This window comes from Amycolatopsis sp. NPDC052450 (assembly GCF_044547565.1).
Taxonomy (GTDB): domain Bacteria; phylum Actinomycetota; class Actinomycetes; order Mycobacteriales; family Pseudonocardiaceae; genus Amycolatopsis.
Genome location: NZ_JBIUAQ010000002.1, coordinates 181,891 through 196,682, shown reverse-complemented (window position 1 = coordinate 196,682; position 14,792 = coordinate 181,891). Strand labels below are relative to the sequence as shown.

Sequence of the window (14,792 nt, the reverse complement as noted above, 5' to 3'; positions counted from 1 at the left end):
AGGGGGATCTCGAGGAGGCGCCGATGCCCGTGTACCCGCTGCGGGGCAGGGACGACCTCTTCGGCGGGCTGCGGTCGCCCGCCGGCCGCGCCGTGCTGGTCCACGGCACGGAGGGGCTCGGTAAATCGGCCCTGCTCACCGCGCTGCGCGCCACCCTCGGCGTCCGTCTCGTCGGGGTGCGGGGCCTGCGAGCCGAAAGCACACTGCCGTATGGCGCCCTGCATCGGATGTTCGGCGCGGCCGTCTCCAGCGGAGCGGAGGCCAGGGACCGGCTCGGCGCCGTTTCGGCACCGACGATCTGCTGGGTCGACGACGCGCAGTGGGTCGACCCGGAGTCCTTGGCGGCCTTGGGTTTCGCGGGCAGGCGGCTGGCCGGGGCCCCGGTCGGCATGGTGCTGGCGTCGCGATCCGGATCCGACGAGTTCGATTCCGTCGAGCTGCCGCCGTTGACCGAATCCGCCGCCGACCTGGTGCTGCGCGATCGCGGCGTGCCCGCCGGGGTACGCCCGCAGCTGGTCGAACTCGGCGACGGGAACCCCGCGGATCTCGTCGCGCTGGCGGCTTCGTTGACGCCCGTGCAGGCAGCGGGACGGGAGCCGGTTTCGCCGATCCTCCGGGAGCGTTTGCCTCGCTACGCGGCCGAACTCGACGCGATGTCGTTCGAGGAACGCCTCCGGTTCCTCGCCACCTGCATGGACTCTTCCGCGACGAAGGCGACGTGGTACGCGGCGGCGTCACCGGCCGACCGCAGGGCGGCGCACGCACGGCTGGCCTCCGCCGAGGAGGGGCCGGACGCGCTCTGGCATCGCGCGATGGCGGCCGCCACGCCGTCCGCGCCACTCGCCGACGCGCTCGCCGCCGCACCGGCGGCGGATCACGCGGCCGCGGCGCGGCAGCTGGAACGCGCCGCCGCCCTGACCGCCGATCCGGCCACCCGCGCGGACCGGCTGCTGGCCGCCGCGGACGCGGCCTGGCAGGCGGGAAGACCGGGGTGGGCTCGTCTACTGCTGTCCAAAGTGGACAGCAAGCCGGGTGCGGTGGCGTTGCAGCACGGGGAGATCGAGCTGCGCGACGGCGATCCCGCCGTCGCCACCCACGAACTCGGCGCGGCGGCGGAACTCCTGCCCGATCCGGCCGCCGCGCTCCTGCTGGCGGGCGAGGCACGGCGGCTCGGCGGCGACCTGAGCGGCTACCGGGCACTCGCGCGGACGGTCCCCGCCGGCGAGGGGCTGGCCTACTCGCATTTCCGTGGTCTGACGTCGGTCTACGCCGGACGTCACGAGGACGCGGTCCTTCCCCTGAACGAGGCCGTCGGACGGGGGATGGCCGGCGCGGACGTCGCCGGAGCCGTCTGGGCCGCCGAAGCGGCCTTCGCCCGCGGGCATGCCGAACGGGCGCACGAATACGCGGCGGCCGCCGTGAGCCGAGCGAGGCTCGGCAAACGGCACGCGGAACTGCCGTGGGCGTTGATCTACCTGTCGCTTTCGGCCATCGCGCTCGACCGGATCCCGTGCGCGCGGGCGGCATCCCGTGCTGGTCTGCACGCGCCCCACAACCTGCGGATGGAACATCTGACGTTGCTGGGACTGGCCGCCGCGCTCCTCGGCGACCGCGTACCGGAACTGGACGAGGCGACCGAAGGCATCGCCGAACGCGGTCTCGGCAGGCCCGCCGCAGTCGCCGCGTGGGCGAACGCCTGCCTGGACCTGGCCGAAGACCGGCCCGACGACGCCCTGAGCAGGCTCGAAGATCTCGCGTCGGGCGTCTCCGGCGACCAGCCGGTGATCCGGGTGCTGGCCACTCCGCAACTCGTCGAGGCCGCCGTCAGTTCCGGGCGGCCCGAACGCGCGCTGGCCGCGCTGGAGGTGTTCGACCGCTGGACCCTGGCCGGAGCGGAACCCTGCTGGCTCGCGCTGAGCCACCGCTGCCACGCGCTGACCGCGCCGGATCCGGAGACCGCGGAACGGCGTTTCCGGCTGGCCATCGACGCGCACCGGCGGGCGGGCGGCGCGGTGGAACTCGCCAGGACCCGGTTCGCCTACGCCACCCTGCTGCGCCGTCACCGGCGGACCCGGGACGCGCGCGACCAGTTCCGCGATGCCCTGCGCGGCTTCGAAAACGTCGGCGCGAAACGGTTCGCCGAACGGGCCCGCGCCGGGTTGCGCGCCACCGGCGAGACCGTCGACGTGCCGCACCGCTCACTCGCCGGGCTCACGCCGCAACAGGACGCCATCACCCGGCTGGTCGCGGCGGGGGAGACGAACAAGGAGATCGCGCGGCGGCTGGTCATCAGCCACCGGACGGTGGATCACCACCTGCGGAACATCTTCACCGCACTGGGCGTCCGGTCCCGCGTGGAACTCGCGCGCCGCGTCGCCGCCGGCGAATGACGAACTCGCGTGATCGGAGCCGTAACTCACGTGATTAGGGCCGTAACTCGCGTGATCAGAGGCGTGATTCGTGTGTTACGCCTCTGATCACGCGAGTTCCGTCTTCAAGCACGCGAGTTACGGGCAGGCGAGGACCGGGGCCTGCGGACGGCCGCCGCCGTGCAGGTCGCTCAGCGGGACCCTGGCCAGGCCGAGGATCGCCTGCGCGGTCGCGCGCGGGGCGGTCGACGGGTTCAGGCCCGTGGCGTCGTAGGCGATCGCGCCGCGGTCCGTGTCGGTGCCGGCGCAGCCGGTCTGCAGTGACCGCAGGAATTCCCGCGCCTTGACGGCGGCGGCGGGACGGTGCCCGGCCAGCGCCTGGGCGGCGAGTCCGGTGCTGTTGGCGTTCGGCGCGTTGGTGGCGAAACCGAAGCCGCCGTTCGCATGCTGTTTGGTGACCAGCCACGCGGTGCCCTCGCCGGCGTTCACCGCGTCACCGGTGGCGCGCAAGGCCTGCACGACCGTCGCGGTCGCGTCGACGTCGCTCGTGCACGTCGCTTCGCCGAAGTTCTGCGGGAAACCGCCGTCGGGGCACTGGCTGCCCGCGAGGAACGCCACGGCCGACGCGGGAGCGACGCCGGAGGTGCGGTCCAGTGCCAGCAGGGCGAGCGACTGCGTGAGGGCGTTGGAATAGTCGCCGTATTCGGAGCGGTCGGAGAACCGGCCGGACGGCGTGAGCAACGAAAGCAGGCCCGCCTTCAGATCGACCCCGCCGAACGACGCCGGGTTCTTGCCGCGAACCTGCGCGGCGAGCAGCAGTTTCGCGTGCGCGCCCGCGTACGCCTCGGTGCCGCCGCCGACGTAGCCCGTGGTGATCTCCGGTTTCGCCAGCCAGGCGATCGCCTTGCCCGCGTTCGTGTCCGACACCCCGGCCGCGGCGAACGCGAAGATCGCGTCGATCGTCAAACCCTGGTCGGGGAACTTCTGGCCGCCGAAGTCGGCCTCGAACCTTTCCCCGTCGGCCATCTGCCTCGCGAGCCAGCCCGCGGCGGCGTCCGCCTTGTTGTGGATGGCCGCGGTCGCCACCGGAGCGGCGACCAGTCCGATGCCGCACAGCATGGCGACAGCGAAAACCAAACGTCTCATGAGAATCCTTCCCCCAATGACCGCGATGAACGAACCGAAGAGTCTCACCCCGGCCGAGCGCCGGGATACCGCCGGGCGCGAAGAGCCGATGTGATCCTGGCAACCGACCTGGTCAGCGGTGCCTGCCGGAAGTGATCGGGTGTTAACCTCGGCTGGCTCGACAACCGAACACCGCCGCCCGTGACGGGGAAGCCGGTCGAAATCCGGCGCTGTCGCGCAACCGTGGGCCCTTCACCAGGGCGAGCCGGGATACCGAACGGGCGGATGAACGAACCACTGTCGCGATAAACAGGGGTGACCGCGGCGTCCGCGCCTGTCCTCCGTCATGCCGCTAGGAGGAGTCATGCGCCGCCGGTCCCTCGCCGCAGTGGCGTTCGCCGTCAGTGTCGGCGTGGTCGCCGCACTGCTCACCGGGACGGCCGCCGCCGCGAACGATCCTGGCGCCGCGAAGGCGAATTCCCGCTGGCTCGCGACGAAGCTGAAGCCGGACGGCACGCTCGAGAACCCCAACGGGGGCGAACTGCCCGACCACGGCCTGATGCTCGACGTGCTTTTCGCGTTGTACGCGTCGGGTGACGGCGCGAAGGCCGAGCCGATCATGAAGTTCCTCGACGACGAAGGCCACGCGAGCGACTACTTCACCTGGGACGGGCTGGTTCCCGGTGCCGGATACGACAAGGTCATCGTCGGGGGCTCGCTCGCCAAGATGCTGGTCGCCGCCCAGGTTTCCGGCAGGAACCCGCGAAACGTCGACGGGTACGACCTGGTCGCCGAGACCCATGCCGCGGTCATGCGCAAGGGCCCCGACAAGGGGCGGATCAGCGACTACTCCAAAGATCCGGAGCACACCGGCGCGGTGAACAACGACGCGAACTCGTTCGGCCAGGCGCTCGGCGTCATCGGGCTCGCCGCGGCGGGCGAGAACGACCGGGTCGCCATCGACAGATTGCTGTCCCAGCAGTGTTCCGAGGGCTACTTCCGCCTCTTGTTCGAATACATCCCCACGAAGGAGACCGGCGACCACGTCACCCCGAGCGGTCACAAGGTTTCGACCTGCGACGAAGGCAAGCCGCTCGACCGTTCGCCGAAGGACGGCGACGCCACCGGTCTCGGGCTCTCGGCGCTGCTGGCAGCCCGGAAGGCGGGCGCGACCGGACTCGACGCCCCGATCGCCAAGGCCGTCTCGTGGCTCAAGGCGAACCAGACTTCCGGTGGCGGCTGGGGTGGTGGCGTCAGTACCGAGGCGCCGAACACCAACAGCACCGGCATGATCGTCCAGGCGCTCGCCGACGCGGGCGGCGCCGATGGGGCGGTGGACAAGGGCGTGCGGTACCTCAAATCCGCGCAGGCGACCGCCGCCGACTCCGGCACCAAGCTCGCGGGCGAACTCGGCGCGATCGCCTACAACCCCGCCGCCTACGAGGACGCGCGAACCTCGGGTATCAGCGGGGTCGACACCTGGATCCGCGCGGGAGCCCAGGCCTCGCTCGGGTTGTCGCAGGTCGGCTTCTACGCGCTCGCGAAGGGCAAGACTCAGCCGCCGACCAGCAGCGTCCCGGCTCCCACGACGACCACCACCATCATCACGACATCCGTGACACCGCCGCCCAGACCCAAGAAGGCAGGCACGCCCAGGGCGGCCACCGTCGTCCAGCCACCGGCCACGATCGCCACTCCGGACACGGCGACACCGGCCGCCCGTCTCGGCGCCTACCTGGCGAACCGGCTCACCGACGGTGACCACGTCGAGGTGACCGAGGACGGCAAGACCTACGTCGACTACGACGCCACCGCCGACGTGGTGCTGGCCCTGCGAGCGCTGGACCAGCAGCCGGACTCGGTCGCCCGCGCGTCGCAGTTCCTGGTGAAGCCGGAAGCCGTACAGGCTTATGCCCACGGCGCGCCGTACGAGCAGGGCGAGGCGTCGTATGCCGGACCGCTCGCGAAGCTCGTGCTCGTCGCCGAATTCGCCAAGGCGGATGTCGCCGGGCAGTTGCGCGCGGATCTGGTGAAGCTGCGTGGCATCGACGGCAAGTTCACCGACACCGGATCGTTCGCCGACGCCGACGAGACCGTGGAGCGGCACGCGTGGGCGGTGCTCGCCACCGCCGCCGACCCCGGTCCGGCGGTCGAACTGCTCCTTTCGCGCCAGTGCGCCGACGGAACCTTCCCGAAGCACCTCGACACCGCGGAATGCGGTTCCGGCGACCTGGGTGCCACCGCCGCCGCGGTCACCGCGCTCGCCGCCCGTCCGCACACCGACGCCGCGCCCTCGACCAGGCGCCCGGACGGCTGGAGCGAGCGGCGCGTGTCGGCGTTCGCCGCCGCCGTGGGCGCGCTCGGCGTCCGGCCGACCGGCGAGGGTGTGGTCACCGGAGAGGGCGGCGAGCCGGACGTCGCGCTGAGCGCCGCCGTCGCCGCCGCGCGGCAGACCGCCGGTCTCGACGCGAGCGGAACCGCGCGATCACTGGGCGAACTGGTCCAAGCCGATGGCGGTTTGACCAAGGGATCCGCCGGGGCGACCGACTTCCCGACCAGTCTGGCCGCCGCGCAAGGAGTCGCGGGCCGATCGTGGCTGACCGCGGCGGATTCGCCGCTCTCGCCCGCGATCCGGCTGCCGCTGACCGAGGCGAATCCGTCCGGCGCACCGGTACTGGCCGCGGAGCAGTCCGGCTCCCCGCCGTCATGGCTGATCTGGGGGCTCGCCGGGCTGGCCGTCCTGCTGCTGCTCACCGTGATCGCACTGGTTTTCGTACTTCGCCGTTTCACCAGGAAAAAGGGGGCAACACCATGAAGAGAACGCTGGCCGTGACATCCGTCCTCATCGGACTGATCGGGCTTTCCGCCGCACCCGCGAACGCGGTCGACACCACCAAGGGTTACGCCGGGGTCTGCACCGGCTCCGACGCGACCACCGGGGTCACCGTCGTGGTCGACTTCCAGGAACTGGACGGCAACGGCGGGACCGCCGCGCCGACGATCACCCGCTGCTCGCCCAACGCCGCGCCGGGTACCGCCCGCACGGGCATCAAGGCCTTGCAGGACGCGGGGATCGCGGTCGCCGGAACCGCCCGCTGGGGGCTCGGATTCGTCTGCCGGCTGGAAGGCCGCCCGGCCGCGACGGAGACCCTCCCGCTGTCGACCAACCCCAACTACAAGGAGGCGTGCGTCACCACTCCGCCCACCGGCGCGTACTGGGGTTACTGGCACGCCGACGGTTCCGGCTCGACCTGGACCTACAGCACCTCCGGCGCCGTCAACCGGAACGTGACGCCCGGCGGCTTCGAGGGCTGGTCGTTCTCACTGAACAAGTCGGCGGCCACCAACCCGCCGCCCGGCGTCACGCCGACGGCCCCATGAGAAGGGTCCTCGGTGTGGTGGCGGCGGTCTTCCTGATCGCCGCCACGGCGCCGTCCGCGCACGCCGTCGACCAAGGCAAGGGGTATCCCGGGTTCTGCAAGGACGGCACCGGGGTCACCGTGGTGGTGGACTTCCAGCAACTCGGCGGCACGACCATCGTGCGCTGCAATCCGCAGACCACCCGCGGCACCGGGCTGGACGCGCTCAAGGGCGCCGGTTTCCAGATCGCCGGGGTGCAGCGCTGGGGCGAGTCGTTCGTCTGCCGGATCGAGAACCGCCCTTCGGCGGCCGAGAACGTCCCGATCGCCGGTCGCGACCAGTACCGGGAGCCGTGTGTCGACACGCCCCCGGCGCAGGCCTATTGGTCCTACTGGAACGCCTCGAACAACTGCGCGTGGGACTACAGCCAGTGGGGCGTCAAGAACCGTGACTTCATCCCAGGTGGCTTCGAGGGCTGGTCGTACTCCTTGAACGCCACGACCGACGACAACCCGGTCCCGCGGATCGCCGCGGTGCGGCCGGGTACCGAAAGTCAGCCTTGCGTACCGCGCGAGGAGGCCAAGCCGGCCACCGGCGATCCCGGCGAGCGGCAACAGCGGCCGCAGCCGGGGAGCGGTCAGGCCGACGGCCCGCGACCGACGGCCGGTGCGGAGCCGGGCGCGGGGGAAACCCCCGCCGCGGGACCGAACTCCGGCGCGCTCCCGCCGCCGAAGCCGCGTCCGAGCGCGTCCGCGAGGCCGAAGGCGAAGGACCCGTCGTCGAACGTCGCGTTCACCGGCGGTGAGAACGCCGAGGACGTCAACGCGGTGATCGAACGCGAGTCCGGGGCCAGCGACTGGGCGTCCTGGGCCGCCGGCGGCGCGGTACTGGCGTTGTGCGTGGCAGGCTTCTTGGTGGCACGCAGACGCAAACGCGCACAAGGATTTTGATGACGTCCTACTTCCTGCCGCGCGACCTGCATCCGGCCGCCTGGTGGGTGTGGGCGCTGGGGCTCGCCGTCGCGGCGACCCGCACGACGAACCCGTGGCTGCTGCTGACCATCGTGGCCGTCGCGGGGTACGTCGTCGTCGCCAGGCGCAGTGAAGCGCCGTGGGCGCTGGCCTTCCGGCTCTACCTGTACCTCGGCGCGTTCATCGTCGTGATCCGCGTGTTCTTCCGTGTCGTGTTCGGCGGTGCCGAGGGTTCCACGATCCTCCTGCGGCTGCCGGAGATCCCGCTGCCGGAATGGGCGGCGGGGATCCGGCTCTTCGGCGACGTGTCCGCGGAATCGTTGCTGGGCGGGCTCTACGACGGGATGCGGCTGGCGGCGATGGTGATCTGCCTCGGCGCGGCCAACGCCCTCGCGAACCCGAAACGGCTGCTCAAGGCGATGCCGCCGGCGTTGTACGAGGTGGGGACGGCGGTGATCGTCGCGCTGTCGGTGTTCCCGCAGCTCGCCGAGAGCGTGTTGCGGGTCCGGCGGGCACGCAAGCTGCGCGGCGGCTCGGGCAAGAAGAAGGTAAAGGTCCTGCACACCGTCCTCATCCCGGTGCTGGAGGACGCGCTTTCCCGTTCATTGCAGCTCGCCGCGTCGATGGACTCACGCGGTTACGGCCGCGCGGGACTGGTCGAGGCGCGGGCGAGGCTGATCACGGGAACGCTGATGATCGTCGGCCTGATCGGCGTCTGCGTCGGTGTTTACGCCACTTTGGACGGTTCGACGCCCCGGTACCTCGCCGCGCCGGTGCTATCGGCGGGACTGGTGATCGGGCTGATCGGGTTCTGGTCGGCGGGCAAGCGGGTGCGCCGCACCCGCTACCGGCCGGATCGCTGGCAGCCGCCGGAAATCGTCGTCGCGGTCAGCGGAATCGGTGTCGCGGTGATCCTGTTCGTGACGTCCAGCGTGAACCCGATGAACATGAACCCGTCGCTGATCGACCTTTCCTGGCCGGCGCTTTCGTGGGGGCCGCTGCTCGGAGTCCTGATCGGCGTGCTGCCCGCCTTCCTGACCCCGGTCCCCGAACCTCCCTACGCCGCACTGGAAAAAGAAGCGCACGCATGATCGAACTGAAGAACGTCTCCTTCACCTATCACGGCCGCTCCGAGCCGGTGCTGGCCGACGTGACACTGTCCATCGGTGAAGGCGAACTCGTGCTGTTCGCGGGCCGGACGGGGGCGGGCAAGTCGACGTTGCTCGGCACGATCAACGGTCTCGTCCCGCATTTCACCGGCGGCCACCTCGAAGGAACGGTCTCCGTCGACGGTGTCACGACGCGATCCCGGCCGCCGCGCGAGTTCGCGCACCTGGTCGGCGTCGTCGGCCAGGACCCGCTCGCGGGTTTCGTCACCGACACGGTCGAGGACGAACTCGCGTACGGCATGGAGCAACTCGGCCTGAGCCCGCAGGTGATGCGCCGCCGGGTGGAAGAGACCCTCGATCTGCTCGGCATCGCGGAGCTGCGCAGGCGCGCGCTGCGGACGCTGTCCGGCGGGCAGCAGCAACGGGTGGCGATCGGCTCGGTGCTGACCACGCATCCGAAGGTGCTGGTGCTGGACGAGCCGACGTCGGCGCTGGACCCGACCGCGGCCGAGGAGGTGCTGGCGACGCTGGCCAGGCTGGTGGAGGACCTCGGCACGACGGTGCTGATGGCCGAGCACCGGATGGAACGCGTGATCCCGTTCGCGGACCGGATGATCCACGTCCCCGGCACCGGGGGAGTGATCGACGGGACACCGCCGGAGGTGTTGCGGGACATGCCCATCGCGCCGCCGATCGTCCACTTGGGACGGTTGGCCGGCTGGGATCCGCTGCCGATGTCGGTGCGTGACGCCCGGCGGCGCGCGTCGTCGCTGTCTCTCGGCGCCCCGCCCGCGCGAAGCACAACCGACGGCGAAGAGTTGTTGACCGCGTCCGGGATCGTCGTGCGGTACGGGCCGAAGGTCGCGGTGCGGGAGGTCGACCTGACCCTGCGCGCCGGCGAGGTGCTGGCGATGATGGGGCGCAACGGTTCCGGCAAGTCGTCGCTGCTGTGGGCGGTGCAGGGCTCCGGCCCCCGGCAGGGTGGCAAGGTCACCGTCGAAGGCCAGGATCCGAAGACGCTGAGCAGCGCCGCGGCCCGCACGCTCGTCGGCATGGTGCCGCAGACCGCGAGTGACCTGCTGTACCTGCAGACCGTCGCCGCCGAATGCGAGGCCGCCGACGCGGAATCGGGTACGGAGCCGGGGCACTGCCGGGATATGCTCGACAGGCTCGCCCCGGGCATCGATCCCGCGTCGCATCCCCGGGACCTTTCGGAAGGCCAGCGGCTCGCGCTCGTGCTCGCGGTGCAGTTGTCCGCCGCGCCGCGGATCATGCTGCTGGACGAACCGACCCGCGGCCTCGACTACACCGCGAAGTCGGCGCTGGCGCGGATGATCGCGTCGCTGACCGCCGAGGGCAGGGCGGTCGTCGTGGCCACCCACGACGTCGAGTTCGTCGCGACGATCGCGCACCGCGTGCTCGTGATGGCGGAAGGGGAGGTCGTCTCCGACGGTCCGACCGGCGAGGTGCTCGGCGGTTCGCCCGCGTTCGCCACGCAGATCGCCAAGATCCTCGGCGAGCCTTGGCTCACCGTCGAAGAGGTCCGGTCGGCGCTGCCGCAGGAGGTCCCGTGAAGACGGCGCCCGCGGTCCGGCTGGGGCCGCGCTCGGCGACGGTGCTCGGCCTCGCGTCACTCGCGGGGCTGATGATGTTCCTCTGGCCGCTCCTGGTCCGCGTCGAACCCCAGTCGATGCAGCACGGCACCGACGCGCCGTTCGTGTTCCTCGGGATCCTGCCGATCCTGATCGTCATCGTGCTGGCCGAAATGTCCGAAGGGGGCATGGATTCCAAGGCCCTCGCGATGCTCGGCGTGCTTTCGGCGGTGAACGCGGCCCTGCGGCCCCTCGGCGCGGGGACCGCGGGGATCGAGACCGTGTTCTTCCTGCTGGTGCTGGCCGGGCGGGTGTTCGGGCCCGGCTTCGGTTTCGTGCTGGGCTGTACGTCGATGTTCGCCTCGGCGCTGCTGACCGCCGGGGTGGGACCGTGGCTGCCGTTCCAGATGATGTGCTCCGCGTGGATCGGGATGGGCGCGGGACTGCTGCCGCGCCGCGTCACCGGCAAGGCCGAGATCGCGATGCTGGTGGCCTTCGGGATCTTCGTCGCGTACGTGTTCGGATTCCTGATGAACCTGTGGTTCTGGCCGTTCATCACCGACGTCGAAGTGCCGTACCACGACGGGCACATCTCGTACGTCCCCGGCGCCCCGGTGCTGGAGAACCTGCACCGGTTCGCCGTGTTCACGCTGCTGACTTCGACGGCGGGATGGGACACGGGGCGCGCGATCACCAACGCGGTGGCGATCCTGGTGCTGGGGCCCGCCGTGCTCGCGACGCTGCGCCGGGCTTCGCGGAAGGCCTCCTTCGGGGTGATTCCCTCGTTCACCGACAGCGTGCCCCGCAAGTATTGAGGCGTAAGGCAAACGTGTCGTGCTCTGGGGTTGGCTGGGTTGCGAAAGTGGCTTTCGCAACACCTCACTGAGGACTTGGGGGGCTGGTCACCCTGGCGGTGTGCGCGGGGGATCGGAAGCCGGGCCTGCTCCCAATGTGGCATTGGGGACGGTCAGCGTCCCCAATGCCACATTGGGGGCATCAGACCGCGGCGCGAGCCGACACCCCAGGCAACACGCCACGTTGCCTTACCCCGCAATTAGTCACCTGCTTGCGGCGGTCAGCAGTGGGATTCGGCGGTGGCTTTGAGGTCCTTCAGCCAGGCTTCGAGGCCCCAGCCGAGGAATCGGGTCGCGGTGGGGACGTCGGCTTCGACCTGGGCGCCGGACCAGTTCTCCTCGGTGCGGACGAGGACACCGCCCTTGACCTCGGTGAAGGTCCAGACGTGGATGCCGTTGTCGATGCTGAGGCCCTCGCCGATCGCGGGCCCGCTCCACCGGAGGCACTTGCCGCGCTGGAGCTGGTGGACGGTCGAGGTGATCGACAACGTGGTCGCCGGCGTCGTCGCCGTGGGCGGTGCCGGGGTGGTCCAGCGGAACCGGGAGTTCTTCCGGAGCGGGCCCCAGTCCAGGCGCTCGTTGCTCAGCACCGGCTCCTGCCACGCCGGCCAGCGTTCGACGTCGGTCTGAAGCCGCCAGATCTTGCTCAGGGGAGCGTTGATCAGGGCCTCGGTGCGGTAGTGGATCGGGGCCTTCGTGTCGATCGTCTTGCCCTGGCAGGAAAGCGGCGCCGGGGAAGCGGCGGTGGCTTGTGCGGGGCTGACGGCGAGGAGGCCGATCACCAAGGGAAGCGCGAGCGCGGCGGCCCTGGCGACGGTGCGGCGGCGGGTCTTGGTGTCCGGCATGGTTCCTCCAGCTGCTTAGTGATACTTGCGATAGTTAGAAGTTATAACCACGACAGGGTGAGTGTCAATAGGGATAGTGATAGCCTCTAACTGGAAGGAGGGAGCGGCCGATGGACGTGGACGGGAAGACCTCGCGTGAGCGTTACCGGGCCCAGGTCCGCGCGGAGATCAAGCGGTACGCGTGGGAGCAGCTGGCCACGACGGGCGTGTCCGCGTTGTCCCTCAACGCGATCGCCAAGCACGTGGGCATGAGCGGCCCGGCGCTGTACCGGTACTTCGCCAGTCGCGACGACCTCATCACGGACCTCATCCGTGACGCCTATCTAAGCCTCGCCGACACCGTCCAGGCGGCCGCGGCTTCCGGTGGCGTGGCCGAAGTCGCCTACGCCGTCAGGGAATGGGCGCTGGCGGATCCACAGCGATACCTGTTCATCTACGGAACCCCGATCCCCGGCTATCGCGCGCCCGGCGACACGACGGCGATCTCGAACGAGATCATGGCCGCGCTGATCGAAGTCCATGCCGCGTGCCCGGACGACGGACGGGTGACGCCGTTCGACGGCCATCTCGAGGACCATCGCGAATGGGCGGGTGGTTCGCCGGTGCCGTCCGCTGTGCTCCGCCGTGCCGTGACGTTTTGGACCCGGCTCCACGGCGTCCTGTCCCTCGAACTGGCCGGGCACTTCGGCGGCATGGGATTCGACCCCGCCTTGTTGTTCGCCGCCGAGCTGGACGATCTGCTCGACGGAGTGCCCCAATCCTCGTGATCGTTGTGCTAACTTCCGCGGATGCGCAAAGGATCCAGGGTTCCTTTCGGTCGTACGCTCGCGGTACTCGCTTCGGTGCTCCTGGCTTCGCTGATCGGCCCCGGTGCCGTCGCGAACGCGTCCGGCGGCCATCCGCCTCGGCACGGCTGCGAATGCGTCACCCCCTCGATCGACCGGTTGCAGCACTGGCTCGCTTCCGGTGAAGGAACCACGGTCCCGCCGACCGGCAGCCTGCTCGTCCGCGAACGCGGCGGTTACGCGGCCAAGGTCATCTTCCTCAACGCCGAATGGCACGTGGTCGTGGTGTGGCTGGGGAATCAGTTCGAAGCGCAGGCGGATCTCTCGAAATCCGCCGGTTTCTGGATGACCTACAGCGCGACCGACGACCTCTACGTCCAGCTGCGCCCGGCCTCGCATTGGAGCGGCGGCGACAAGTGGCTCACGAAGGTGCCGTCGACCGGCGGGAAGATCGTGAAGAAGTTCTTCAGCTTCAAGGCCGACGCGTGGACGACGCTGCCCGAACTGGGTACGCCCGGCTACTCCTTCGCTTCGGCGCTGACCGAAGCGCGGGGCCTGGTCTTCGTCGGCAAGACCCCGAACAAGCTCGACTTCCGCGGTCTCTCGATCGACCGCTACCGGCCGCCCTGCCGCTGAATTCTTGGCGGTATTCACCTGTCCGGAGCGGCGAGGGCAGCGCACCGTGACCGATTTGTCCTGTACGGTGAACTTTCAGCCGCCTCTGCACGATCGATCCGAGGAGTACCCCAGATGAGCCTGTTCGACTCGCTGAAGGAAAAGGCCGCCGAACTCCTTGGCGGCGCGGGCGACAAGGTCAGCGAGCTGACCGGCGTCGACCTTTCCGGCGCCGCCGACCAGGTCACCCAGTCCGCCGGCGGACTGGCCGAGACCGGTCAGGGTCTCGCCGAGAACGCCACCGCCGCGGGCCAGGACGCCGTCGACTCGGCCACCGCGGCCGGTCAGGGCGTCGTCGACTCCACCGGTGCCCTCGGTGACGCCGCCACCGGACTCGCCGGCGACGTGATCGACCCGAACGCCCGGGGCTGACCGCCCCCGGTCTCCCCGATATCCGTGGATATCGGGGAGACCGTCATGCTCCATTCCGGCGCTTCCCGAAAAAGGATGTCCGCTCACGAGTCGTTCGGCGCTAACCTGACGGAAACGACTTCATCTGCGGGGGAGCGGACATGGTCGGAATCTGGATAGCGCTCGGGGTACTCGTCCTGGTGATCGGCATCGCCGTCTTCACCGATCTGCGCGATCGCGGACGCGGCGGGACCCGCAAGTTCATGTTGCCGGATTGGGCTTCCCGGCGTGCCGACTACACGGAGAACGACCTCGTCCACGGGCGCTGGGTGGAGAAGTCGCCGCGTGAGCAGGAAGAGGAGCTCCAACGCCGGTACAAATCCGGCGAGGAGTAGGGGACCTACGCGGCGGGCCTGGTCCAACGCCACGCGGCGTGCAGCACGGCGATCAAGGCCTCGTCGTCGTCGAAGGTGGGTTCTTCCCCGACCGGTATCCAAGTACGGTCGACGATCTCACCCGACCTGCTCCGGATCACGGCGATCCCTGGGTAGGACAGCGCCGCGCGGCCGCCGGCCACGTGGCGGAACTCCCAGCGCAGCTGGACAACGCGATCAGCGCTCATCGACCACAACTTTCCGTACTCGCGTACCGGGTAAGTCGCCTGTCGGGGCCCGCGTGTTTCACGGCTGCTTTGTGACATGCACCCTTCGTACTGCGGATTCCCGTGTCGAATTCGATTCTTCGCATGAATTCCGC

The 14,792-nt window shown here is 70.2% G+C and carries 14 protein-coding genes and 1 riboswitch; of the genes, 11 read left to right on the top strand and 3 right to left on the bottom strand.

The features are described 5' to 3' along the window. The first annotated feature begins 23 nt into the window (after positions 1-23). Entirely contained in the window at positions 24-2,390 is a 2,367-nt protein-coding gene (locus ACIHAO_RS05755) for a LuxR C-terminal-related transcriptional regulator (RefSeq protein WP_396554958.1), read from the top strand. A gap of 117 nt (positions 2,391-2,507) precedes the next feature. Here the strand turns inward: ACIHAO_RS05755 and ACIHAO_RS05750 are convergent, their stop codons facing one another. Then, positions 2,508-3,515 carry a prenyltransferase/squalene oxidase repeat-containing protein gene (locus tag ACIHAO_RS05750; RefSeq protein ID WP_396554957.1) on the bottom strand — a complete coding sequence of 336 codons (1,008 nt, stop codon included), beginning with the start codon at positions 3,513-3,515 and terminating at the stop codon, positions 2,508-2,510. A 186-nt stretch (positions 3,516-3,701) separates the two neighbouring features. Further along, positions 3,702-3,769, top strand: a riboswitch (cobalamin riboswitch). An 89-nt stretch (positions 3,770-3,858) separates the two neighbouring features. On the opposite strand from ACIHAO_RS05750, the gene ACIHAO_RS05745 reads away from it, so the two are divergent. From ACIHAO_RS05745 to ACIHAO_RS05720, 6 genes are read left to right on the top strand one after another with little or no spacing between them, the layout of a single operon-like run. Beyond that, the gene (locus tag ACIHAO_RS05745; protein ID WP_396554956.1) at positions 3,859-6,309 is read left to right on the top strand and encodes a hypothetical protein; all 2,451 of its coding nucleotides are present in this window, start codon (positions 3,859-3,861) and stop codon (positions 6,307-6,309) included. Beyond that, positions 6,306-6,875, top strand: a complete 570-nt coding sequence (locus tag ACIHAO_RS05740) for a flagellar hook-length control protein FliK (protein ID WP_396554955.1) — start codon at positions 6,306-6,308, stop codon at positions 6,873-6,875. Before ACIHAO_RS05745 ends, ACIHAO_RS05740 begins: the two co-directional genes overlap by 4 nt. After that, entirely contained in the window at positions 6,872-7,804 is a 933-nt protein-coding gene (locus ACIHAO_RS05735; RefSeq protein WP_396554954.1) for an ABC transporter substrate-binding protein, read from the top strand. Before ACIHAO_RS05740 ends, ACIHAO_RS05735 begins: the two co-directional genes overlap by 4 nt. Continuing rightward, positions 7,804-8,916 (top strand): energy-coupling factor transporter transmembrane component T, encoded by a 1,113-nt coding sequence (locus ACIHAO_RS05730; protein WP_396554953.1) that lies wholly within the window; start codon positions 7,804-7,806, stop codon positions 8,914-8,916. The genes ACIHAO_RS05735 and ACIHAO_RS05730 overlap by 1 nt, the downstream gene beginning before the upstream one ends. Beyond that, positions 8,913-10,508, top strand: coding sequence for an ABC transporter ATP-binding protein (locus tag ACIHAO_RS05725; RefSeq protein ID WP_396554952.1), 1,596 nt, complete (start codon positions 8,913-8,915; stop codon positions 10,506-10,508). Before ACIHAO_RS05730 ends, ACIHAO_RS05725 begins: the two co-directional genes overlap by 4 nt. Then, entirely contained in the window at positions 10,505-11,341 is an 837-nt protein-coding gene (locus tag ACIHAO_RS05720) for an ECF transporter S component (protein WP_396554951.1), read from the top strand. Before ACIHAO_RS05725 ends, ACIHAO_RS05720 begins: the two co-directional genes overlap by 4 nt. Positions 11,342-11,601: 260 nt before the next feature. On the opposite strand, the gene ACIHAO_RS05715 is transcribed toward ACIHAO_RS05720, so the two are convergent. Then, a complete protein-coding gene (locus ACIHAO_RS05715) occupies positions 11,602-12,225 on the bottom strand; it encodes an SRPBCC family protein (protein WP_396554950.1) in 624 nt (207 codons plus the stop codon). Between the two features lie 110 nt (positions 12,226-12,335). Here ACIHAO_RS05715 and ACIHAO_RS05710 point away from each other — a divergent pair, with 110 nt between their 5' ends. The 4 genes from ACIHAO_RS05710 (at position 12,336) to ACIHAO_RS05695 (ending at position 14,431) form a co-directional block, all read left to right on the top strand. After that, positions 12,336-12,992: a TetR/AcrR family transcriptional regulator gene (locus ACIHAO_RS05710; RefSeq protein WP_396554949.1), complete on the top strand. Its 657-nt coding sequence runs from the start codon at positions 12,336-12,338 to the stop codon at positions 12,990-12,992. Between the two features lie 21 nt (positions 12,993-13,013). Next, a complete protein-coding gene (locus tag ACIHAO_RS05705) occupies positions 13,014-13,646 on the top strand; it encodes a hypothetical protein (protein ID WP_396554948.1) in 633 nt (210 codons plus the stop codon). Positions 13,647-13,760: 114 nt separating this feature from the next. Beyond that, on the top strand, positions 13,761-14,057 hold the full coding sequence (locus ACIHAO_RS05700; protein ID WP_219150826.1) for a hypothetical protein: 297 nt from the start codon (positions 13,761-13,763) through the stop codon (positions 14,055-14,057). A 140-nt stretch (positions 14,058-14,197) separates the two neighbouring features. After that, positions 14,198-14,431: a hypothetical protein gene (locus tag ACIHAO_RS05695; protein ID WP_396554947.1), complete on the top strand. Its 234-nt coding sequence runs from the start codon at positions 14,198-14,200 to the stop codon at positions 14,429-14,431. 5 nt (positions 14,432-14,436) lie between these two features. Here ACIHAO_RS05695 and ACIHAO_RS05690 read toward each other — a convergent pair whose 3' ends face one another. Continuing rightward, the gene (locus ACIHAO_RS05690) at positions 14,437-14,658 is read right to left on the bottom strand and encodes a hypothetical protein (RefSeq protein ID WP_396554946.1); all 222 of its coding nucleotides are present in this window, start codon (positions 14,656-14,658) and stop codon (positions 14,437-14,439) included. Positions 14,659-14,792: the final 134 nt, after the last annotated feature.

Bases quoted from the DNA above. Each gene is read 5' to 3' on its own strand.
- ACIHAO_RS05725 (WP_396554952.1), top strand. From the start codon at position 8,913: ATGATCGAACTGAAGAACGTCTCCTTCACCTATCACGGCCGCTCCGAG.
- ACIHAO_RS05745 (WP_396554956.1), top strand. From the start codon at position 3,859: ATGCGCCGCCGGTCCCTCGCCGCAGTGGCGTTCGCCGTCAGTGTCGGC.
- ACIHAO_RS05690 (WP_396554946.1), bottom strand. From the start codon at position 14,658: ATGAGCGCTGATCGCGTTGTCCAGCTGCGCTGGGAGTTCCGCCACGTG.
- ACIHAO_RS05750 (WP_396554957.1), bottom strand. From the start codon at position 3,515: ATGAGACGTTTGGTTTTCGCTGTCGCCATGCTGTGCGGCATCGGACTG.
- ACIHAO_RS05755 (WP_396554958.1), top strand. From the start codon at position 24: ATGCCCGTGTACCCGCTGCGGGGCAGGGACGACCTCTTCGGCGGGCTG.
- ACIHAO_RS05740 (WP_396554955.1), top strand. From the start codon at position 6,306: ATGAAGAGAACGCTGGCCGTGACATCCGTCCTCATCGGACTGATCGGG.
- ACIHAO_RS05730 (WP_396554953.1), top strand. From the start codon at position 7,804: ATGACGTCCTACTTCCTGCCGCGCGACCTGCATCCGGCCGCCTGGTGG.
- ACIHAO_RS05715 (WP_396554950.1), bottom strand. From the start codon at position 12,225: ATGCCGGACACCAAGACCCGCCGCCGCACCGTCGCCAGGGCCGCCGCG.
- ACIHAO_RS05735 (WP_396554954.1), top strand. From the start codon at position 6,872: ATGAGAAGGGTCCTCGGTGTGGTGGCGGCGGTCTTCCTGATCGCCGCC.
- ACIHAO_RS05700 (WP_219150826.1), top strand. From the start codon at position 13,761: ATGAGCCTGTTCGACTCGCTGAAGGAAAAGGCCGCCGAACTCCTTGGC.
- ACIHAO_RS05710 (WP_396554949.1), top strand. From the start codon at position 12,336: ATGGACGTGGACGGGAAGACCTCGCGTGAGCGTTACCGGGCCCAGGTC.
- ACIHAO_RS05695 (WP_396554947.1), top strand. From the start codon at position 14,198: ATGGTCGGAATCTGGATAGCGCTCGGGGTACTCGTCCTGGTGATCGGC.
- ACIHAO_RS05705 (WP_396554948.1), top strand. From the start codon at position 13,014: ATGCGCAAAGGATCCAGGGTTCCTTTCGGTCGTACGCTCGCGGTACTC.